At 50.8% G+C, this 21,549-nt stretch carries 23 protein-coding genes and 1 pseudogene; 18 read left to right on the forward strand and 6 right to left on the reverse strand.

Annotated elements, in window-relative coordinates:
- The first annotated feature begins 143 nt into the window (after positions 1-143).
- Positions 144-2,333 (forward strand): alpha-galactosidase, encoded by a 2,190-nt coding sequence (locus QU597_RS11690; protein ID WP_310832793.1) that lies wholly within the window; start codon positions 144-146, stop codon positions 2,331-2,333.
- A 95-nt stretch (positions 2,334-2,428) separates the two neighbouring features.
- Here the strand turns inward: QU597_RS11690 and QU597_RS11695 are convergent, their stop codons facing one another.
- Positions 2,429-3,046, reverse strand: coding sequence for a nitroreductase family protein (locus QU597_RS11695; RefSeq protein ID WP_310832794.1), 618 nt, complete (start codon positions 3,044-3,046; stop codon positions 2,429-2,431).
- A gap of 321 nt (positions 3,047-3,367) precedes the next feature.
- Between QU597_RS11695 and QU597_RS11700 the strand changes: the two genes are divergently transcribed.
- The 16 genes from QU597_RS11700 to QU597_RS11775 all read left to right on the forward strand — a co-directional run bounded on the left by QU597_RS11700 (position 3,368) and on the right by QU597_RS11775 (position 17,234).
- On the forward strand, positions 3,368-3,811 hold the full coding sequence (locus QU597_RS11700) for a helical membrane plugin domain-containing protein (protein WP_310832795.1): 444 nt from the start codon (positions 3,368-3,370) through the stop codon (positions 3,809-3,811).
- A 44-nt stretch (positions 3,812-3,855) separates the two neighbouring features.
- On the forward strand, positions 3,856-5,034 hold the full coding sequence (locus tag QU597_RS11705; RefSeq protein WP_310833288.1) for an NAD(P)/FAD-dependent oxidoreductase: 1,179 nt from the start codon (positions 3,856-3,858) through the stop codon (positions 5,032-5,034).
- A gap of 185 nt (positions 5,035-5,219) precedes the next feature.
- On the forward strand, positions 5,220-5,972 hold the full coding sequence (locus QU597_RS11710) for an alpha/beta fold hydrolase (protein WP_310832796.1): 753 nt from the start codon (positions 5,220-5,222) through the stop codon (positions 5,970-5,972).
- Between the two features lie 5 nt (positions 5,973-5,977).
- On the forward strand, positions 5,978-6,817 hold the full coding sequence (locus tag QU597_RS11715; protein ID WP_310832797.1) for a DUF2785 domain-containing protein: 840 nt from the start codon (positions 5,978-5,980) through the stop codon (positions 6,815-6,817).
- Positions 6,818-6,927: 110 nt separating this feature from the next.
- Positions 6,928-7,557 (forward strand): SGNH/GDSL hydrolase family protein, encoded by a 630-nt coding sequence (locus QU597_RS11720; protein WP_310832798.1) that lies wholly within the window; start codon positions 6,928-6,930, stop codon positions 7,555-7,557.
- A 240-nt stretch (positions 7,558-7,797) separates the two neighbouring features.
- Complete coding sequence (locus QU597_RS11725) at positions 7,798-8,550, forward strand: metallophosphoesterase family protein (protein WP_310832799.1); 753 nt, start codon at positions 7,798-7,800, stop codon at positions 8,548-8,550.
- Between the two features lie 91 nt (positions 8,551-8,641).
- Positions 8,642-9,388, forward strand: a complete 747-nt coding sequence (gene map / locus QU597_RS11730) for a type I methionyl aminopeptidase (protein WP_310832800.1) — start codon at positions 8,642-8,644, stop codon at positions 9,386-9,388.
- A 229-nt stretch (positions 9,389-9,617) separates the two neighbouring features.
- Complete coding sequence (locus QU597_RS11735) at positions 9,618-9,938, forward strand: carboxymuconolactone decarboxylase family protein (RefSeq protein ID WP_310832801.1); 321 nt, start codon at positions 9,618-9,620, stop codon at positions 9,936-9,938.
- Positions 9,939-10,075: 137 nt separating this feature from the next.
- Positions 10,076-10,864 carry a hypothetical protein gene (locus QU597_RS11740; RefSeq protein ID WP_310832802.1) on the forward strand — a complete coding sequence of 263 codons (789 nt, stop codon included), beginning with the start codon at positions 10,076-10,078 and terminating at the stop codon, positions 10,862-10,864.
- Between the two features lie 64 nt (positions 10,865-10,928).
- Positions 10,929-11,351 (forward strand): Rrf2 family transcriptional regulator, encoded by a 423-nt coding sequence (locus tag QU597_RS11745; RefSeq protein WP_054940158.1) that lies wholly within the window; start codon positions 10,929-10,931, stop codon positions 11,349-11,351.
- Positions 11,352-11,758: 407 nt separating this feature from the next.
- Positions 11,759-12,310: a GNAT family N-acetyltransferase gene (locus QU597_RS11750; protein WP_370656243.1), complete on the forward strand. Its 552-nt coding sequence runs from the start codon at positions 11,759-11,761 to the stop codon at positions 12,308-12,310.
- 3 nt (positions 12,311-12,313) lie between these two features.
- Positions 12,314-12,748 (forward strand): hypothetical protein, encoded by a 435-nt coding sequence (locus tag QU597_RS11755; RefSeq protein ID WP_310832804.1) that lies wholly within the window; start codon positions 12,314-12,316, stop codon positions 12,746-12,748.
- A gap of 202 nt (positions 12,749-12,950) precedes the next feature.
- Positions 12,951-13,823 carry a VOC family protein gene (locus QU597_RS11760; RefSeq protein ID WP_310832805.1) on the forward strand — a complete coding sequence of 291 codons (873 nt, stop codon included), beginning with the start codon at positions 12,951-12,953 and terminating at the stop codon, positions 13,821-13,823.
- Positions 13,824-13,858: 35 nt separating this feature from the next.
- Complete coding sequence (locus QU597_RS11765) at positions 13,859-14,494, forward strand: NAD(P)-dependent oxidoreductase (RefSeq protein WP_310832806.1); 636 nt, start codon at positions 13,859-13,861, stop codon at positions 14,492-14,494.
- A gap of 182 nt (positions 14,495-14,676) precedes the next feature.
- Positions 14,677-16,704 (forward strand): Na+/H+ antiporter, encoded by a 2,028-nt coding sequence (locus tag QU597_RS11770; RefSeq protein ID WP_310832807.1) that lies wholly within the window; start codon positions 14,677-14,679, stop codon positions 16,702-16,704.
- Between the two features lie 2 nt (positions 16,705-16,706).
- Positions 16,707-17,234 carry a GNAT family N-acetyltransferase gene (locus tag QU597_RS11775; RefSeq protein WP_310832808.1) on the forward strand — a complete coding sequence of 176 codons (528 nt, stop codon included), beginning with the start codon at positions 16,707-16,709 and terminating at the stop codon, positions 17,232-17,234.
- A gap of 135 nt (positions 17,235-17,369) precedes the next feature.
- Here the strand turns inward: QU597_RS11775 and QU597_RS11780 are convergent.
- The 4 genes and pseudogenes from QU597_RS11780 to QU597_RS11795 form a co-directional block, all read right to left on the reverse strand.
- Positions 17,370-17,791: pseudogene (locus QU597_RS11780) on the reverse strand (threonine/serine exporter family protein).
- Between the two features lie 30 nt (positions 17,792-17,821).
- Positions 17,822-18,589, reverse strand: a complete 768-nt coding sequence (locus QU597_RS11785) for a threonine/serine exporter family protein (protein WP_310832809.1) — start codon at positions 18,587-18,589, stop codon at positions 17,822-17,824.
- A gap of 211 nt (positions 18,590-18,800) precedes the next feature.
- Entirely contained in the window at positions 18,801-19,403 is a 603-nt protein-coding gene (locus QU597_RS11790) for a YitT family protein (RefSeq protein ID WP_310832810.1), read from the reverse strand.
- Between the two features lie 117 nt (positions 19,404-19,520).
- A complete protein-coding gene (locus QU597_RS11795; RefSeq protein ID WP_310832811.1) occupies positions 19,521-20,039 on the reverse strand; it encodes a DUF3231 family protein in 519 nt (172 codons plus the stop codon).
- A 182-nt stretch (positions 20,040-20,221) separates the two neighbouring features.
- On the opposite strand from QU597_RS11795, the gene QU597_RS11800 reads away from it, so the two are divergent.
- Positions 20,222-20,443, forward strand: a complete 222-nt coding sequence (locus tag QU597_RS11800; protein WP_310832812.1) for a hypothetical protein — start codon at positions 20,222-20,224, stop codon at positions 20,441-20,443.
- Between the two features lie 105 nt (positions 20,444-20,548).
- Here the strand turns inward: QU597_RS11800 and QU597_RS11805 are convergent, their stop codons facing one another.
- A complete protein-coding gene (locus QU597_RS11805; protein ID WP_310832813.1) occupies positions 20,549-21,421 on the reverse strand; it encodes a helix-turn-helix transcriptional regulator in 873 nt (290 codons plus the stop codon).
- Positions 21,422-21,549 lie beyond the last annotated feature (128 nt).

A 21,549-nucleotide genomic window follows, 5' to 3' on the forward strand; every position in this document is an offset into this window, starting at 1 on the left:
GTTATAATGAACGAGATTGACAATTAATAAAAGTAGCGTCAAATAACAAAAAAATGCTAACAAAATTCAGCCTATTCTTCCGTTGCCGTTATATACGCGGAGAAGTTCAGGAAGCAAGGCTCACAACCCTTTAGGAGGCTTCAATGGGAATTCAATATTTTGCAGAAGAGCGTATATTTCATCTTCAGAGCAAGGCCACCAGCTATGTCATTCAACTGCTGCCCACCGGGGTGCCGGCGCATGTCTATTGGGGCAGGAAAATCCGTTCAACAGGCTTGTCAGCCATCCTTCAGCGGACAGAGCGCTGTTCTTTTTCGCCTAGTCCATATCCAGAAGACATGTCGATTTCTTATGACACAATCGCCCAGGAATATCCGTCTTACGGAGTAGGGGATTTCCGGCATCCGGCTTATCAGATTCAGGCGGAGAACGGGACTACAGCTTCCGAGGCAATCTATGATTCACACCGGATTTATCAGGGCAAGCCCATGCTGGAAGGTCTGCCGGCTACATATGTCCAGCAGGAGAATGAAGCAGAGACACTTGAACTTGAGCTGCTTGATCCGGTCGCCGGACTGCGGATTATTCTGAGCTACACCGTGTTCGAGGCATTGAATGCCATCACCCGGTCCGTTAAATTTGTGAACGAAGGCGGACAACAGCTGAAGCTGTTGCGCGGACTGAGCATGAGCGTCGACTTCCGCGACGCGGATTATGAGCTGCTGCATCTCTCCGGCTCCTGGGCACGTGAGCGCTATGTGGAACGCAGAGCACTTGCTTCCGGTATGCAGGGAATCGAGAGCCGCCGCGGGGCAAGCAGTCATGCGCATAACCCGTTTATCGCGTTGCTCGCGAAAGGCGCAGATGAGGAGCATGGGGATGTCTATGGCGTCAGCCTGGTATACAGCGGCAGCTTTACCGCCCAGGCTGAAGTGGATCCGTACCGGACGACCCGCTTATCCGTGGGGATAAATCCTTTTGATTTCAGCTGGCTGCTGGAGCAGGGCCAGTCGTTTCAAACGCCGGAAGCCGTGCTGGTCTTCTCGCCGGATGGCCTGGGTGCGATGTCGCGGACCTATCATAAGCTGTACCGGACCCGCTTAAGCCGCGGCAGCTTCCGTGACCGTACGCGTCCCGTGCTTGTCAACAACTGGGAAGCCACTTATTTCGATTTCACCGCGGACAAGATTGAAGATATTGCCCGTGCGGGAAGCGAGCTGGGCATGGAGCTGTTTGTCCTGGATGACGGCTGGTTCGGTCACCGCGACAATGACCGGAGTTCTCTTGGTGACTGGTTTGTGGACAAGAAGAAGCTGCCGCAGGGCCTGGAGGATTTGGCCCGCCGGGTTAATGAGCTGGACATGCAGTTTGGCCTCTGGTTCGAGCCGGAGATGATCTCACCGGACAGCGAGCTGTACCGCCAGCATCCGGACTGGTGCCTGCATGTGGAAGGCCGGCGCAGAACAGAAGCACGGATGCAGCTGGTACTCGATTTCTCCCGTGCAGATGTCTGCCAGGCGATTGGCGACCGGGTGGCGGATGTGCTGCGCAGCGCTCCGATTTCCTATGTGAAGTGGGATATGAACCGTAATATGACTGAGATCGGCTCGGCGCTGCTTCCGCAGGAGAGACAGCGGGAGACTGCGCACCGTTATATGCTTGGACTGTATGGTGTGCTTGAGCGGATCACAGCGGAATTTCCGGATGTGCTGTTCGAGAGCTGCTCGGGCGGCGGCGGACGTTTTGACCCGGGAATGCTTTATTACATGCCACAGACTTGGACAAGCGACAATACCGATGCCATCAGCCGGCTCAAAATCCAATATGGAACCAGTATCGTCTATCCGCTGAGCGCCATGGGCAGCCATGTATCGGCGGTGCCGAATCATCAGGTTCAGCGCAGCACTTCGCTTGAGCTGCGCGGCCATGTCGCGATGTCGGGCAATTTCGGCTATGAGCTCGATCTTACGAAGTTCACGGAGGATGAGAAGACGGCCGTTCAGGCACAGGTGGCGCTCTATAAAGAGCTGCGCAATCTTGTGCAGTTCGGGGAGCAGTACCGGCTGCTCAGCCCGTTTGAAGGTAATGAAACGGCGTGGCTGATCGCAGCTGAGGACAAATCTGAAGCCGTCGTGATGTACGCACGGACCCTTGCGGAGCCGAATGATGCGCTGCATTACCTGCGGCTGAAGGGGCTGGATCCCGAAGCGGATTATGAGTGGGTGGAGGGCGGAGGCGTATTCGGCGGAGATCATCTGATGTATGCCGGGTTGCCGCTGCCTGCACTGCATGGGGATTTCCAGAGCGTCCTGTGGCGCTTCCGCAGAGTGTAGAAGAGATTCCCTCAAGATTAACCAGGTATGATCACAAAAGAGCCTTCCGGCGTAATGCCGGAAGGCTCTTTTGCATAGAATATAGATGGTTTGGATCAGATGAAATCCACAAATTCATTGACTGGTTTGCGGTAGCCGCGGGGTCTGATCTTGCGCTTGTTATCCTTGCCGATGGTAATCATCAGGGCAGGGACGAAATTGTCCGGCACATTCAGTGTAGCATTGACCGCCGCAGGATCAAAACCGATCATCGGGCATGTATCCCAGCCCTTGTCTTTAGCAATCAGCATGAACTGCATGGCCGAAAGGGACGCGTTCCGGATCGCTTCGTCACGCTGGAACTGGTCATTTCCGCTATACGCATCGTTGATCGACTGGATGGTGCTGTCGTATTCTTCCTGGCTCATCGCCCCCAGCAGCTTGAGGCCGCTGTAAATTTCTGGCGCCTGCAGGTAAGCATTTTTGTCCCCGTATACAATAATTACAGCTGAAGCAGTGTGAACCTTGTACTGATTATAGGCATCCTTGTGCAGCTGTTCTTTAACAACCGGATTGGTAATTACCTTGTAATGCGCATGCTGCAGATTGTTGCTTGAGGGGGCAAGGCGGGCAAGGGAGAACATTTCCTCCAGCTCTGCCTTAGAAATCGTAACTCCTTCCACAAAATTCATGGCAGATCTCCGGGCTTGGACCAAATCTGAAAAAGTACTCATAAGTAATGCCTCCATTAGTTTATGTATTAGTTAATAAATATAAATAGCTAGTTTTTATTAATGAACTTACTAATAGTTACTTGCTAAAGATAGCACGGCATTAAGTGGTCGTCAATGATTTTGCACATGTCTTTAAAAAATATTTTGAAAAAAGAAGATAATTCGCAAAAACGACATTAAAGAAGTGATTTTTATCACAAAACAAGGATATACAGGCAAAAACTTTGTGACATAATTAACATTATGGGTGGTATAATAGGCACATTGAGTTTGTGGATTTTTTATTATGCAGTATTAAGCGAATACGGAGGAGAGGCTAATATGTCAGAAACTATCACTCAAACCCTGCCTAAAGAAGAACAAACAGCAGGTAAACCGGCTTATACCAAAGAGGATTTACTGGATCAGCTGCTCAAACCTGAGGTTCAGGAATCGCTCACACTGCTGGTGGAGGAACTGCCTAAGCTAACACAGCTGGTCGGAGTATTAACCAAATCGTTTGACTTCGTACAGGCGGTTGCCTCGGATGAGGTACTCAAAAATGATACTGTAGGTGCTATCAAGGAAATTGCCGAGCCGGTGGTGGATTCGGTTAAAAATATGGCTGCTACAGTTATCGAAGCAAAAGACCGTGCTAACGAAAGCACTGAAACGATCAGTCTTTTTGGAATGATGAAAATGGTCAAAGACCCGCAGGTCCAAAAGATGCTTCGTTTCCTGAATGCTTATCTTCAAGTCAGCGGCGAACGCAGCCCGCAGAAATAGAAACCCTAATTTCATAACACACAAGTAAGGACGGAGGATATATGATGTCAAAACATATCGTAATTCTAGGAGCAGGGTACGGCGGTTTATTGAGTGCATTGACTGTGCGCAAATATATGAGCAAAGCTGAAGCAAAGGTTACAGTGGTCAACCAGTATCCGACACACCAGATTATTACTGAACTTCACCGCCTGGCTGCAGGCAGTATCTCAGAGAAGGCTGTTGCCATGCCGCTGGCAAAGCTGTTTGCAGGTAAAGATATTGACCTCAAAATTGCTAAAGTTAAATCGTTCTCCGTTGACACCAAACAGATCGCTTTGTCTGACGGCACAGTTCTTTCCTATGATGCACTTGTTGTAGGTCTGGGCAGCACGACGGCATATTTCGGAATTCCGGGTCTGGAGAAATTCAGTATGGTGCTGAAATCAGCTGAAGATGCCAAAAACATTCATGCCCATATTGAAGCCCGGATCCGTGATTATGCCGCAACTAAAAATCCGGCTGATGCAACGATTCTGATCGGCGGAGGCGGCTTGACCGGCGTTGAGCTAGTAGGTGAAATTGCCGATGTGTTGCCTAAGCTTACCAGACGTTACGGGGTGGATCCGAAGGAAATCAAGCTTTTGCTAGTTGAGGCCGGCCCGAAAATTCTGCCGGTATTGCCGGATCATTTGATCCAGCGCGCTACATCAAGCCTTGAGGCCCGCGGTGTACAGTTCCTGACAGGTCTTGCTGTTACCAACGTTGAAGGCAACACGATTGATCTGAAGGATGGACAGAAGGTTGTTGCGAATACATTCGTCTGGACAGGTGGCGTTCAAGGCAATCCGCTGGTCGGCGAATCCGGTCTTGAGGTTAACCGCGGACGTGCGACCGTCAATGATTTCCTGCAATCCACTTCCCACAAAGATGTGTTCGTTGCCGGAGACAGCGCTGTTTACTTCGCGCCAGATGGCCGCCCTTACCCGCCAACCGCGCAAATCGCCTGGCAGATGGGCGAACTGATCGGCTATAACCTCTATGCCAGCCTGAACAACAAATCACTGGAAACCTTCAGCCCGGTTAATTCGGGTACGCTGGCCAGCCTGGGCCGTAAAGACGGTGTAGCAATTATCGGCGGCAACTCGACTCCGCTCAAAGGCCTGCCTGCAACGATGATGAAGGAAGCGAGCAACATCCGTTATCTGACCCATGTTAAAGGTTTGTTCAGTCTTGCCTACTAAGACTCCCTGATATCCGTAGCGGATCTCAGGTCATAAAGAACCCCTTCAATGCACCTGAAATACTCATGCCGTCATGAGGTATGGGAGCTTGAAGGGGTTTTTGTGTAATTTTACATAGTCAATTTTTGGAAATGGTTATAGACTGAATGAATCTGTATTGATAATACAGCCTCAGGGGGTTAAGGATGATAGAGGGCCGGAAGTCTGAATTGTTTTATAAATATTCCTGCAAAGGTTCTCCGACGGTTGTGTTTATCTCCGGATTAGGGGACGGGAGTGATTCCTGGGATGGGATTCAGCAGGAGATTGCCGGAATCGCCTCGACCTTTGCGTATGACCGGGCAGGTACCGGTAAAAGTCCGGCGGTAACTATTCCCTGTTCCTGCCGCGACTTGGTACTGGAGTTGCATGAGATGCTTGCTGAATTAGCTGTGCAACCGCCTTATATATTGGTGGGACATTCTTTTGGCGGATTAATTGCCAGACTTTATGCCGCTTATTATCCTCAGGATTCATCGGCGCTTGTGCTGGTCGATGCTGCTGCAGAGTATAAAGAAGTCGCTTTTGAAAAGATTCTGCCTGAGCAGCTCCTCCCCGGGAATAGGGCGTATCTTGAGAATCCTCTGCTGAACAGCGAGAAAATTGACAAGCGGCTAAGCTACCGGCAAATTGCCGAAGCTTCACTTGGAGAACCGGGCGGTATTCCGATATCGGTCATTACTAGAGGGCTGCCGGACAGGCAGGGGGCGGACTGGCCTGCCGAAGAAATACTTGAAGTCGAGCAGTTGCAGCAAACGGGATTTTTGCGGCTGTCTACAGATGGCAGACAGCGGTTTGCCCGGAGCAGCGGACATTATATTCACTTAAATGAACCGGAAATTGTTATTGAAGAAATCAGACAAATGGTTGAACTCACATCAGCCAGTTACAGGGAGTGAAATTTATGAGCGACAGAAGAGAAAGACTAATCCATGATCTGCAAAGAATTGAGAGCGAGGAGTACCGTCTTCGTGAAGGTGAAGCACATGACGATTTTATCCGCCGCATGCTTGAATATATCGGAGATCCGCAGCCTGAGCTGAGGGATGAGCTGATCTACCCGACTTTTTATAAGTGGATACTGGAGCAGCAGCTGTTTACCAATGATGAGCTGCGCAGCTTCCTGAAAGTCCTGCTTGATGAGCGGCATTTGTTCTATGGCATCGGCAAGACGGAAGATAAAAGCGTATTTACGCGGACATTCTCTGTACTTCCGGTAGCTCTGATCGTGCAGCGGCATATCAAGCGGCCGTTTCTCACTGCGGAAGAATTCCGCAGCTTGAAGGATGCTCTGCTCCGCTATTACCGGGAAGAGAAGGATCTGCGCGGATATGTGGAGGAAGGCGGGTGGGCCCACGCTGCGGCTCATGGTGCGGATGCGCTGGATGAACTGGTGCAATGCCCGGAGAGCAGTGAGGAGGTGCAGCTGGAAGTGCTGGAGGCTATCAAAGATATGCTGCAAAACCGAATGTGGCTGTTCGGCGAGGAAGAGGACGAGCGGATGGTTACGGTCGTGGATACGATGATCGTACAGGAACGCCTGAACTGGGATACTATCGCCCATTGGATCGGCAGCCTGAGTGACTGCGGGAATTGGCCGCCGGGCCGCAGCCAGCGCATCGCCCAGGTCAATAGTAAACACTTCCTGCGCAGCCTTTATTTCCGAAGAGGATGTCAGGACCGGAGTGAAGCCTTTGAACAGGTGCTTCTTACTGCAGAAGCTAGTTTGAATCGATTTTGTTAGGTGATTATTTCTCTGGTATACTAACTAAAATAGAAGATGTTATATTGATTTCTGTTTGATATAATAGGCATGTTTATACTATTAAGCAGTTTTATGGGAGGATTATGTAGATGGGACTCAAGGATAATGATGTAATTGTTTTCATCGGCGACAGCATCACAGACTGCGGGCGGAATTATGAAGACGCTTCATCGCTGGGTGTTGGTTATGCTCTGATGGTTGCTGCACACCTCGGGCTGCAGTATCCGGAGAAGAAGCTAACGTTTTTTAACCGGGGAATCAACGGCAACCGCGTTGTCGATTTGCAGAAGCGTTTTGACCGGGATTGCCTGGCCCTGAATCCAACCTGGGTCTCGATTTATATCGGGGTCAACGACACCTGGCGCTATATGGACTCCGGCCAGGAAACGACTGCCGCTGAGTTTGAAGCTGCTTACCGGGACCTGATTGAGCGTACTAAGAAATCCTCGGAGGCCAAGCTGGTGCTGATTGAGCCGTTCGTGCTGCCGGTGCCGGAGGACCGCAAGACATGGCGCCGGGATCTTGACCCGAAAATCCATGTTGTGCGTGAATTAGCGCGTGAATACGGTGCGCTGCTGGTACCGCTTGACGGCTTGTTCGCGGCCGCTTCGATGAAGGCAGAGCCTGCTTTCTGGGCAGGCGATGGCGTTCACCCTTCACCGGCAGGCCATGCCCTTATTGCTGATGCCTGGCTGAAGGCTGTAGGCGCGATTAATTAGTTCATATCATGCCTTCCGGTTTAAGACCGATCCGTTAATATGCTGCGGAACGGTCTTTTATATATTTCATTAAAGGTACATAGTGCTTTGCATTTTATTCTCCTTATAGACACTGGTATAATTGAAAGATACATATGGATTTGGAGGTGGAACCCATCAGGCGGTTTCTGCTGATCGCGCCTTTCTCAAAAAGTTCAATAAGCCGTGGACTGCCGGAAATAACTACGGATGGGGATGTGTATGTATAATGTTATTGCAGTAATTTCGGATATCCATAGCAACAGGCTTGCTCTTGAGGCAGTTCTGCAGGATTTAGAGAGCCGGAATGCAAACCTCATTGTGAATCTGGGCGACACACTGTTTGGTCCCATAGATCCGCTGGGTACAGCAGCGCTGCTGATGGAGCAGCCGGCAATTGTGAATATAATGGGCAACTGTGATGAAATTCTGCTGCAGGAAAGAAGCGAATCACTCTCCTATAAGCAAGTGAAGCCGCTGCTTAGTATTGCCCAGGAAGAATGGATTTCCTCCTTTCGGGGGACATGGAGCTATGAAGAGCTGCTGTTCTGTCATGGCACGCCCTGGAACAATGGCCGTTATCTGCTGGAGCAGGTTCAGCCGGACGGCACTGTGGTTTATAAGCAGCCGGAGGCGTTGGCAGCAGAGCTGCAGGGGATAGCGGAAAGAATCATTTTTTGCGGACACAGCCATGTATTTCAATCCATTGACTTACCGGGCGGGAAGAAGGCGGTCAATGCGGGAAGTGTTGGTTTGCCGGCCTATGAAGATGAAGAGCCTTATCCCCATGTGATGGAGTCAGGTACCCGCTTCGCCAGCTACTGTCTTTGCCGGAGAACCGGAGAACCGAACAACTGGGCTGTCCAGCATAGATTGGTGGAATATAACTGGGAGGCTGCTGCCGCAATGGCAGACAGTAAGGGGCGGCATGATTACGCGGTTGCCATCAGAAACGGCCGGATGAGCCGGGAATAGGCACTACTGCAATGTGCAAGGTATATAGTAAATCATAGATGCAGCTGGTGAAATCCGTCACGGATACCGGCGCGAGAGGGAAGTGAGCAGGGTGACGAGTGATACAGCAGAAGATTTGCAAGGTTTGAAAGAGGCGGGAAAAGTGGTCGGTTATACGATTGCCGAGATGAAACGCAAAGTAGTTCCCGGTATGACAACGGCAGAGCTTGATCAGGTGGGAGCAGAGATATTGGAGCATTTTGGCGCACAATCTGCTCCTAAAGTGACTTATAATTTTCCGGGCAGCACCTGTATCAGTATCAATGAAGAGGTGGCTCATGGCATTCCGGGTCCCAGAGTCATTCAGCCTGGAGATCTGATCAATATTGATGTTTCTGCCGTGTTGAACGGCTATTACGGGGATGCGGGGGTTTCTTTTCAGCTGCCTCCCTACGATGAGAAGCTTGTCCGCCTGTGCAGCAGTACCGAGGAGACGATGATGAATGTGATCAACCATCTCCGGGCAGGCATGAAAGTAAATGAAATCGGCCGGGTGATGGAAATGGAAGCACGCAAACGCGGCTACAAGGTAATCCGCAATCTCTGCAGCCACGGGATCGGTAAATCCCTGCATGAGAAGCCTTTCGAAATCCTGCCGTTCTATAATCCGCGGGAAGCTACGGTGCTTAAGGAAGGGCAGGTGATCACGGTCGAACCTTTCCTGTCAACAGGGGCGGATTTTGCGGAGCAGCAGAGCGACGGGTGGACCTTGAGTGTCAAAGGGGGCAGCCGGGTTGCCCAGTTTGAGCATACGATTATCGTGACAAAAGGCAAACCGATCATTCTGACAAGTGCATAGGCAGCTGTTCTCCATAGCTGTATCCTCAGACTTCATTTAAGTTAAAGGAGGCTGTTCCAAACTGCCATCACATGGCGATCAGGAACAGCCTATTTGTTTTAGGGCAGGATGGTACGGAAGGGCGGGATTATGCAAAATATTCCCTGTTTTGTGATGCGTTTAACCGAATTGCCGGCTTTTTTACGCTAGTGTAAAACTGTTACGTTTAAACAAACGGGAGGGATTGGATATGGAGAGTTCGCCGCAGGTCAGTAATTCGTTTATGACGTTTATGAAGGAAGCGCCAGAGCAGCAGCAGGCCTGGATGGAAGCAGTTCACAAGCTGGATGCCGCAAGCAGGCTTGATCCCAAGACGGAAGAGATTGCCTATATTGCCGTCTTAGCTGCGGTTCGGCTGGAGAGCGGCTTGCCGTTTCATGTGAAGCATGCCAAACAGCTTGGGGCTACGCGGGATGAGATTATTAGTGCGGTACTGCTGGGTCTTCCGGCAGCGGGCAATGTGGTGGTGCAGGCGCTGCCGGCTGCTTTGCAGGCTTACGATTCAGAGTAATGAACATCTGTATTGCCGCAGGGGAAAGGAGGAGTCCGGTGAAGATTGCCTTTATTCTTTTTGACGGGATGACATTTCTGGATTTCGCCGGTTTCTATGATGCAGTAGAGTGTACAAAGGAAAGGATGTCATGAGGCGTGAGCGGAAAAAAAGCGGTGGAAATACATTTTCAGGAGTGGATTGAGAACCGGGAGCATTGGCCGCTGCTGGAGGGTTATATGCATGACAACAGCGGGCTGCCCGGACCGCGGGCCAATCTGGAATTGGCTGCAGGCTTTGCACAGTATTTTGCGGATTCTAAGATATCGGATACAGCCTGGGCGCTGCTGTGTTCGTGGGTAGATGCTCCTGGTGAATTTCTGGTGTTCTGTGCAGTTCAGGCCTGCGGAGCCCACTACGCTTCTGCAGATGACCAGCGCCGCCTCCTCGTAGAGAGTGTGCTTAAAGCGGCGATGAATGATGCGGGGTGGCGGGTACGCGAGGCGGCTGCAATCGGTCTGCAAAGCATCGGGGAGTCCGATTTCAGACTTTTGACTCCATTGCTTAACGGCTGGAGAGAAGACGCTAATCTACTGGAACAACGGGCCTTTGTCGCCGCACTTGCCCACCCGCCGCTGCTCAAAAACCGTGACCATGTGCTATACGCTCTGGACCTGGCAGCCGGAATTACGGATGGTATCCTGCATGGAGCTGCGAAAGGATGCGATCCCGAGCATTTCCGGGTGTTGTCCAAAGGTCTGGAGTACAGTCTCAGCCTCTTTGCGGCCGCTGCACCGGAAGAAGGCTTTGCCCTCTTGAGCAGGCTGGCGGAGAGCGGTGATGCCCGGATGATGAGGATTGTGAAGAGTAACCTTGGCAAAACAAGGCTTAGCAAAAAGTACCCTGATCGGGTTCGTGAGCTGATGGCAGGATTGACAACTGTTTAAAATGTAACTATTATTGTTGCATCTACAGCTTTTTTTGTCTGAAGGCTCCAAAGGAGAGATACCCATGAATATCAGCACCCGGTTTGCGGTCGCTATTCATATTTTGACTTTAATCGACAGTAATAAGGAAGGCAAGAGTACCTCTGAGTGGATTGCCGGCAGTGTGAATACCAATCCGGTCGTCATCCGCAGGCTGACAGGGATGCTTCACAAAGCGGGCCTGGTGGATGTCCGTCCTGGTGTGGCCGGAGCAAAGCTAACACGCAGTGCTGCGGAAATTACGCTGCTACAGATTTATAAAGCTGTTAATGCCGTGGAGGATGACAGCTTGTTTGCGGTGCATGACCATCCCAATCCTGAGTGTCCTGTAGGTAAGAATATTGCAGGTGCCATTGTACCGGTTTTCTCGCTGGCCCAGAAAGCAATGGAAAATGTACTGCAGGAAGTTACTCTGGATCAGATCGTGAACCAGATTCCAGTGGCCTAGGTAAGTAATAAAGGGTGTTCATTCCGAATTTAAGAAAGCTTTCAGCAGGATTTTATCTGATTTTAAGGTTTGGGGAGTATAGTTAAGGCCTCCACCCCCAGTGGATACATTTTTAGTCGGATCCTGCCGTGCCTCGGTAGGATCCTTTTGTTGTTCACCGCAAGCGGAAGTGCAGAAGTAATCCATTCAGGCATGCGGCAAAATTCAGGAAAACTTTATGTCCTTTTCATCCGCTTTTAAGCTTCGGGCGTTATAGTAATCACATGACCCCCCCCTTATAATAGACTTTGGCCCTGCCGGACGACGGTAGGGCTACTTTTTTGCCATTCGAGCAGCTCCTTTACACAATATTCCAGTTAAATTAGACTTACACTTGGGACTATATGTTGTTATAAGGAGTGACTGTTTTGTTTTTATATGGTAACGGAGAAGTAAATGTCAGAAGTTTAGAGGCGGAGGATGCGGAGCTGCTGGTTAACTGGCTGTCAGATCCCTCCGTGCTGGAGTATTACGAAGGACGCGACCGACCGCATGACATGGATAGGGTACAGGAGCATTTTTATGGTGAAGACACAGAAGAAATAGGACGGGGCATTGTCCGGTACAATTCGCAGGATATCGGTTACGTCCAGTATTATCCGTTAGGTGACGCGGAGAGGGGGATTTATGGATATTCGGGATTTGCCGGCAGCATCTACGGTATGGACCAGTTTATCGGCGACCCTTTCTTTTGGAACCGGGGGATCGGATCGCAGCTGGTCAAAGAGACGGTACAGTACCTGATTGAGGTAAAGCAAGCCGGTAAAATTGTCATGGACCCGCAATGCTGGAATCAGCGGGCGCTGCATGTGTACGAGAAAAATGGTTTTATACGGAAACAACGGCTTCTAAGACATGAATGGCATGAAGGTGAACTAAGGGACTGTTGGCTGGTCGAACATGCAGGAAAAGGGGAATAGGGGATGCAGAAGAAAACAAATCAAATAACTATGCTGGCGTCGAGCTTGATTCTGGGCTTGTCACTTATCATTGGCTGTCTGATTCTTGGCAATGAAAGAGCCTCAAGCACGGAGAAGGAGATAGAAGCGCAGATTGCCCAGACCGAGACGGAGGCTAAGACACAGGCTGCATTGATGGAGCAGGCCCGGTCAAAGGATAAAGCGGTAATGACGCTTCAAGAAACGGCACAATTCCTGAATATGCAGGAGGCTCAGGTGCTGAACATCATCAAAGCAGAGAATGCGATCTTAAGCAACAACGGAGTATTTACGGGTGTCCGTCTGCCTTATTTTAAAATAGACGCAGAGTTTAAGTTCACCAAGACCGCAGTCCTGGAGTGGATTCAGGCTGTAACGGCCGAGAACCGGATCTATAGCGGAGACAGAATTATTAAATGAATTGGTTAAGAGAGTGATTGCTAATGTGAACCCCTGGCATTGATTGCGAAAGTAATTGACAAACTTTTAAACTGCTACTATACTAAAGTTAGTTAAGGTGTAACGGTAACAGTTACAAGTGAATGTTATTAGTAGCAGATGTTAAAACTAAGCCGCGATAACCGGGTTGATCGGAAGCGGCATACCTTCAGGAGGGGTTTATATGACAGCAACAGCGACTTTGCATGAGGATGTGCAAATTGGTCTTGTACAGATTAGAGTAAGCAATTTGGAGCGTTCACTCGCTTTTTATCAGAATGTGGTCGGATTTAAGGTGTTGCGCACGCAAGGACGCGTAGCGGAATTGACGGCAGACGGCCAGCAGGTGCTGCTCGTTTTACGGGAAATTGAGCATGCCCGGATGCAAACCCGTAAGGGAGCGGGGTTGTATCACTTTGCGATTCTCGTGCCGGACCGCCCGAGCCTGGGCCTGGTGCTGCGAAACCTGATCGACTCAGAGATTGAGGTCGGCCAGGGAGACCATCTTGTGAGTGAAGCACTCTATATTCAGGACCCCGATAATAACGGGATTGAGCTGTACCGCGACCGTCCGCGCGACTCATGGAAACGTGATGCTGAAGGAGACTATATCATGACTACCGACCCGGTAGATGTGGATGGTTTGCTGGCTGCTTCTGAAGGCTTAACCTGGAACGGCCTGCCTGCAGGCACCGTGATCGGGCATGTTCATTTTCATGTGGGTGATCTTGCCCAGGCCAAGAAATTTTATGTTGATGCGCTCGGCTTTGAGCCTACCACCCATTACGGGAATTCAGCACTGTTCATCTCCGCCGGCGGCTATCATCACCATATGGGGCTGAACATCTGGGCTGGTCAAGGCGCGCCTGCAACACCGGATAATGCACCGGGAATTGATTATTTCACCCTGCAGCTGCCGGATGGCCGGGAGGTTGCTGATGTGGCAGAACGGGTACGCAAGGCGGGGTATTCTGTGGCGGAAACAGCGGACGGAGTCACGCTTACAGATCCCTGGAACATCGGCATTAAGCTGATCACGATCCCGCAGAATAACTAACTATCGGTTTATTTAACTTTTAGGAGGGGCGTATCATGAAGATCGCAGTCATTGGAGCAAGCGGCAAAGCCGGAAGCGAAATCGTAAAGGAAGCGCTGAGCAGAGGTCATGAAGTAACAGCTATTGTGCGGGATGCCGCAAAGGCAGCGGAGAGTGGAGCGGCTGTGCTTGAAAAGGATGTTTTGGCTTTGACGGCAGAAGATTTAAAAGGATTTGAGGCCGTTGTTAATGCCTTCGGTGCACCGTTTGGGCAGGAGCATCTGCATGTAGAAGCCGGCAATGTGCTGATCGGGGCGCTAAAGGATAACCCGGATACGCGGCTAATCGTAGTCGGCGGAGCCGGAAGCCTGTTCGTGGACGAAGCCAAAACCATCAAGGTTGTAGAGACGCCTGGCTTCCCTGATTTTGTTAAGCCTACGGCGCTGAATCAGGGTAAAAATCTGGAGATTCTGCAGGGGACGGAAGGACTGAACTGGACCTTTGTCAGCCCGTCGGCTAATTTTGCCGTTGGCACAAGAACAGGATCATACACTAAGGGCAAGGATAATCTGCTGGTCAATTCCAAAGGCGAAAGCTATGTCAGTTACGCCGACTATGCCATCGCTATTGTCGATGAGATTGAACAGCCGCAGCATATGCGTGAACGTTTTACAGTGGTTTCAGAATCCTGATCCCAGCACGTTTATTTATACACTCCGTAATAGAGGGGGCAATGCCGGATGATACGGCTTGTCTCCTTTTGTTCTTTGTTCATGGAGATGATAGGCCTGGTAAACGTTTTGCTCTTCTTTTGCCGCAGCAGCGGGGTTTAGGATATAATAATAGAAAAAAATTGGATTGGAGTTGATGCAGCTTGGAGACTTTTCTTGCCGTGCTTTTACTGCTCGGGCTTATTGCGGCATCAAATATTGTGAACCGGTTTATTCCGTTTGTGCCGATTCCCCTGATCCAGATCGGGCTGGGTGTAATTGCCGCAATGGTCCCGACAGGAATACATATGTCCTTTGAACCTGAACTGTTTTTCGTCTTATTTATTGCACCGTTATTGTTTAATGACGGCAAACGGACACCGCGCGATGAGCTATGGAATCTGCGGGCGCCCATTCTGCTGCTGGCTCTGGGGCTGGTCTTCGTAACGGTATTTGTGGCCGGATATGCCATCCACTGGATGATCCCAGCGATTCCACTGGCGGCATCGTTTGCACTGGCGGCAATTCTCTCGCCTACCGATGCTGTTGCGGTCAGTTCGCTGGCGGGAAGGGTGCATCTGCCGGGCAGTATTCACCGGATACTGGAGGGCGAATCGCTGATGAATGACGCTTCCGGTCTGGTCGCCTTTAAATTTGCCATTGCCGCTGCGGTTACCGGAGTCTTCTCATTGCCCAAAGCAGCACTGAGCTTCGTCCTAATTGCCGCGGGGGGCTTGCTGCTCGGGGCACTGCTGTCCTTTCTGCTGATCCGGTTAAGCGTATTTCTGCGCAGGTTCGGCATGGAGGACGTCACCATGCACGTGCTGCTGCAGATCCTTACACCGTTCATCATCTATCTGATCAGTGAGGAGATCGGAGTATCCGGCATCCTGGCGGTCGTAGCCGGGGGTGTAGTCAATGCGATCGAAAAGGACCGTGCCGTCTCGCCGCAGTATAAGCTGCAGTTAGTGTCGGCCAGCACCTGGTCGGTGCTGCTGTTTATCCTCAACGGGATGGTATTCCTTATTCTCGGGGTGTCGGTTCCGGATGTCGTAGAGGTCATTTACCATGATCAAAGTCTTAATAACTTTATGGTAGCCGGCTATGTTCTGGTCATTACGATGCTGCTTATAGTGCTGCGCTTTCTCTGGATATACCTCTATTCAATCTTCGAAAGCCGCCGGCTGAAGGTGGTGCGGTCGCCGCTTAAATCACAGCTGATTACCTCCATTTCTGGTGTACGGGGAGCCGTTACATTAGCCGGAGCCTTTTCTATTCCTCTGACTTTGGGAGACGGTTCACTATTTCCCCAGCGTGATCTGATTATCGCGATTGCGGCAGGCGTTATCCTGATGTCGCTGCTGATTGCCAGTGTCCTGTTACCGCTTTTGGCAGAGGAAGAGGAGACTGCAGCTGTAGTTCTGAAGGAAGGCACGGGGAATCCGGAGCTGGCCGCAAGATCAGTAGTGATTGATGCGGGCATGACTATGCTCCGGAGCCTCGTCAGCGAGACGGGCACGGGCTCGGCACAGCCTGCTTTGCTTGAATTCACCGACAAAATCGACCGCCTCTGCGGTCTCAAAACCGAAAATGATCCTAAAGCGGAGCAGTTCCGCCGCTTAGGGATTGAAGCCCGGCTGAACGGCCTGGAGGCGGAGCGGACGGAACTGCGGCGGATGACGGAGAACGGCATGCTGCCGGCACCCGTCGCGGTGAAGATGGAAGAACTGCTGGATCATAAGGAGGCCGTCCTTTGCCGGCGGTTCGATACGCAGGTGAAATTCTCATTGACTGAGATTCAGCGTCTTCTCTCCGGGATATTCACCGGGCGGCTCAGCGGCAGTGAAGGCCGCCAGGCGATACAGAATGCGGAAGAGGCCCGAAAGGCTAAAATCGCGATGTGCCAGGCAGCGGTCACGGCTGTGAGCAGCGGGATCAATGAGACAAACCGCGAAGCTGCACAGCTGGTAATTGACAAATATGAGAAGATGGAGTCACGGCTTGAGCAAGGAGACGGATGGAGCAAAGAAGGAGTGATCGACGATCAGAATTTTGAGCTTAAGCTGAAGGCGATCCAGGAGCAGCGGGATACGGTACAGCAAATGTACCAGAACGGTGCGATCAATCTTAAAATCGCCGGCAAGCTGCGCCGGTTCGTCGACCAATTAGAGACATCAATCTGGGAGGATTAATTATGGGGGAAATCATTGCTGGCGGGCTGTCTTTTGAGGAGATCAAGGAAGAACATCTGGCTGAGGTGCTGGATATTTATAATTATTATGTGTTGAATACAACGGTTTCTTTCCATACCGAACCACAGACCTTGCCGGAAATGCGCAATTCCGTGCTAAGCGGCGACCCTCGGTTCAAATCCTATGCCATCCTGCAGGATGGCAGTTTGGAGGGTTATGTTCTTATAACCAGACATAAAAATAAGCAGGCGTATGACACCTCCGGTGAAATCAGTGTGTACCTGAAGCCGGGCAGCGGCGGGCGGGGACTCGGCGGACAAGCGCTGCGGTTTATTGAAGAGCGCGCTGCCGAGCTTAAGTTCCATGTACTGGTCGCTACGGTGTGTGCGGATAATGAGCCAAGCCGCCGCTTATTTACCAGACACGGTTATGAGCAGAGCGCGCTGTTCAAGGAAATCGGCCACAAATTCGGACAGTGGCTGGATATTGCCAGCTATCAGAAGATTATCGGCCAAACGTCCTCCAGCTAGAAGCTGCCGATAAGAAGCAGCAGAGTATAGCAAAGTCCGTCCGCCGCAAGGATGAAATTCCTTGCCGGCGGGCGGACTTTGCTGTGTTATCGGCCTGATTTATCTGACCTATGTAGGCTGTATGGTTTCGAATGCTTATGCTTTCTTCCGCCGGAATATTTGTCCGAGGACTTCACTAAGCACGAGACCTGTAGCGATGGCTCCGGATAGCAGCAGAGCCTGCACGGCAAACTGAATCGCCTGATTATTATCATTCTCCACGAACTTGCGCATCGCATCATACGCGAGTCCCCCGGGACAAGCGGAATAATCCCTCCGACGCTGAAGATAATGACCGGCATCTTGAAGGATCGGGCAAAGATTTGACTGATTACACCGACAACGACGGTGGCTAAGAAGGTGGCAATCACTGTATCCCACCGCTCATCAAGCTGCAAATACAGTATCCAGCCCACCATTCCGGCGAAACCGCATTGCAGAAGCGCACGCCCTGGCGCATTGAACAGAATGCAGAATGCGGCAGCGGCAATAAAGCTGGTTATCAATTGCAAAATCATGAAGGGTTGACCTCTTTCACTCCTTATATTTTAAAAAAGAGACAGCACAAGCCCGATCCCAGTTCCAATCGCAAAAGCGGTCAGGAAGGCATCGGCTCCCTTGGACAGGCCGGAGACCAGATGCCCGGCCATAAGATCACGGACGGCATTGGTAATGAGCAGACCCGGAACGAGCGGCATCACGGACCCGATAATAATCTTGTCCATCTCCTGGCCGATACCCGCTTTAACAGACAGGAAAGCAAGCAGGCCGATCAGGAACGAGGCGCTGAACTCCGCGAAGAATCTGATCTGGACAAGCCGGTGCAGGTAGGTTGCAGCGGCGAAGCCTAATGCGGACGCGAGGAGGGCCGGGAGGGCATCCCACAGGCTGCCCTTGAACATTACGGTGAAACATGCGCCGGTGAGGGCAGCTGCAGCGATCTGCAGCCAGGCCGGATAGGCGTGCGCGGCATCGTCAACAGCCCCAAGCCGCTCGCGGGCTTCGGCTGCTGTGAGCTGGCGCTCGCTGAGACGGCGGGAGATGTCGTTGACCTCCGACACCTTTTGCAGATCGGTTGTCCGTTCGGCGATCCGGAACAGCTTTACCGGCTCGGTTCTGTTCGTCGTAAACATAATAACCGTAGGGGTCACATAGCTGTGTGCTCCGGGAAAACCTAAGGCTGCTGCCATGCGGGACATGGTGTCCTCTACGCGATAGGTTTCCGCGCCGCTTTGCAGCATGATTTTACCTGCCAGCAGGCACAGGTCGATTATATCATGCGCGGAAGTATTGCTGTTATTGCTTGAGCTATCCAACTTCGTTCGATCCTCCCCTGGAGTGTTATATATCCGATTGTCGCCGCAATTTCACAAAAGATCAACCTCAATTGCTGTTATTTACGGAAATAATAAAAATTTATTGAAAGTTTTAACTAGATATTAACTTATTATTTCCAGTTTACGATATAAAAAAGGAGAAAATTTACAGGGGAAAGAGAGCTGACCGATAATCGTTAATATGCATCCGTTATTTCCATGTGTTGTCGGGTTTGGTTTCAAGGGTACATAATCCCGTCGCAACGCCCCCCGAAAAGATTGTCAGGATCGAATGGAAAAAGGTTTCTTTGGAGATGAGCAGACCGCCAGCCCCGATAATAACAATGTCCGTCAGAAAAATAATGACCCCAACATTCAACGGAACATACCGTTTCAGAAATTTAGCAAGCAGATCCGTCCCCCCTGTACTCGCCTTGAAACGCAGCATTAGCCCGAGCCCGCTGCCCATCAGAAAGCCGCCGATAATGGCGCTTGAGATTGAGCCTAGCTCAATGTAATAGAGAAAATAAAACTGGAGCGGCCCGAGCAGCTCGATCAGGAACGAGGAGATTACAAGCCCGAGAATGCTGTTATAAAAAATGTCCCGTTCCTTTACCCAGGCAAGCAGAAAAATGGGGAGGCTGCACACGATAATAGCCAGTCCGATTTTTGTACCGGTCAAATAATTGATAATTAGGGCAATGCCGATTATTCCGCCGTCCAGAATTTTGTAAGGGACAAGAAAAAAATTAGTTCCCGCTGCAATAAGCAGCCCCCCCAATAATATGACGGTGTACCGCAAAAATGGGCGCATATTCAACATCTCCAAAATGAGGCATGTCTTAATGAATATGCTTGGCCCTGGAAAAAAATAGCCGGAATGCAAAAAATCCTGCTTACGCAGGATTAGACGGGGTACATGTAGGGATCATTAGACCAACACAGGCTCCGGAGTCTTAAGCTGAAGCGGAGGCGGTACCAGCCAGCCTTTCTTTTTATTCATTTTGAGCACCTGCAGTCCCAGTGCGGCCATTTGCGCATGGAATTTCATGAACATTGCCCCGAGGTCTTCGCGGATCGAGGTTCCCATAGCCTGGCTGCATACCACGAGGCCTAAGGAAGCGGCGGCAGAAAGGGCAGCGGCAATTTCAGGATCAGAGAACCGTGCTCCGGCGGGGATATCCTCCAGCTTCACCGATGGGCGGTCCGGGAGTCCAGGAGGAGGTGTGATGCCGTGTGTTTTCAGCAGCTTGTCACATTCCTTGATCTCCCGGTGCACCTGATCGATGAAATTATCAATGACTTCTTTCAGATCCTGATCACCAGCATGATAATGAAAAGCCTGGAAAGTGGATAAGGACATTTTGGCCGATGCGGAACATTGCCACAGGTTGAAGATTTCCCCGTAGTGCAGCGGTTCATCTTTGGAATTTCCGGATAAAACACCCATAACTAGTACAACTCCTTCACAAATAAAGTTAGGAACGTGGAGTTAGGATGTCCGGCATAACCTGTTTTATACGGAGATATACTGTAAGTGCAACATTAAGGCTTGCCGAAGCAGATAAAAGAATATATATTAACAGTAAATGTTACGAATAATATATTGCTATCAAAGCAGGTGAACAGCGGATGGACTATACGTATAAAGTACTGGAGAGCGACTTGGACTTGCTGGCAGCCGCGCTGTCAGAGGTCCCGGTAGCGGTTGCCGTAAAAGAATATGAGGATGATATTCTGGAGGATGGCGGACGCATCAGAGAATATACACCAAATTCTGTTCGCATCCGCGGATTATCCTACAGCCGGGAGCTGTATGAATTTCGTGCCTATCCTGTACACATAGGAGAATAAGTGGTGTTCCATCAAGACCCCCAATTAGCCTTTATTGCTTCGGCAATTAAAGAAAGGCTGAGACGGGTTTTTTGATGTTTTCGCCTTGAGCAGCCGGTATGCGGATTATCGTGAATACCGCTTACGGTAACGCAGAGGGGAGATGCCGACCTTGCCTGTGAACCGCCGTGAGAAGTAGGCCGTGCTCTCAAACCCTGTGCGCTCCGCGACCGCAGAGACAGGAATTTCCGTCTTCAGCAGCAGCAGTTTGGCCTGCTCCAGCCGGTAATCTGTCAAGTACTCCATCGGTGTCAGCCCGTAGACGCGCTTCATGCAGCGGGCTAAATAGTTGTAATGGAAATGCAGTTCATCAGCGAGGACTGTATTGGTGAGCGCTTCCGCATAATGATTGCGGAGATATGCCTCCGTCTGCTCAGCAATCTCTACTGCATGGCTTCCTGCCGCATCCAGCTGCGCCAGATCCATCATGCGCAGCATCTCCTCGAAGATCCGCTGCTGCTGCCATACTGCGCTGGAGCGTCTGGCACGGTTCAGCTGCAGCAGCATTTCAGCCTGTCCGCTCCGTTCAAAGGGGTGCGGCAGCGGCCCGAACTGCGGCACCCTTATCGTATACGGAAACGTGAGGAACTGCCGGAAGTGCTCTTCCCGGCGGGCATAAACGGGGTCTCCCTCAGCAATCATCCATTCTCCGACGGTTTGAAAATGAATCCATGTGAAACTGGTTATTTCCTCACACGGCTTGACTGAGTAATGATAACGGTCCGGCAGGAGCAGCAGGCTGTGGCCGGCGGGCACAGCCCATTCCTTCTCCTCTTCACCGATATACAGGCAGCCCTGTTCAATAATAAGCAGGTCGAATTTACCCATAGCATTACGGTTAGGATGCTGGTCTCCAGGCTGATAGATGGTACGGTTGCACTCCAGAAAATAAGGAAATGGCGGTGCTGCCAGCTGAATATACGAAGAGGCGGATGGCATGGGCTTCTCCTTTCAGAATCGTATGTTCTATAGTGTGAAATAGTACAAAAACAGGGTTGCTTCTGATCCTGTTTTTTATTCATTTTACCCTCTATAATGGCAATTAGCGAGGGTGAATAATTTATGAA

This window comes from Paenibacillus pedocola (assembly GCF_031599675.1).
GTDB classification, from domain to species: Bacteria; Bacillota; Bacilli; order Paenibacillales; family Paenibacillaceae; genus Paenibacillus_AQ; species Paenibacillus_AQ pedocola.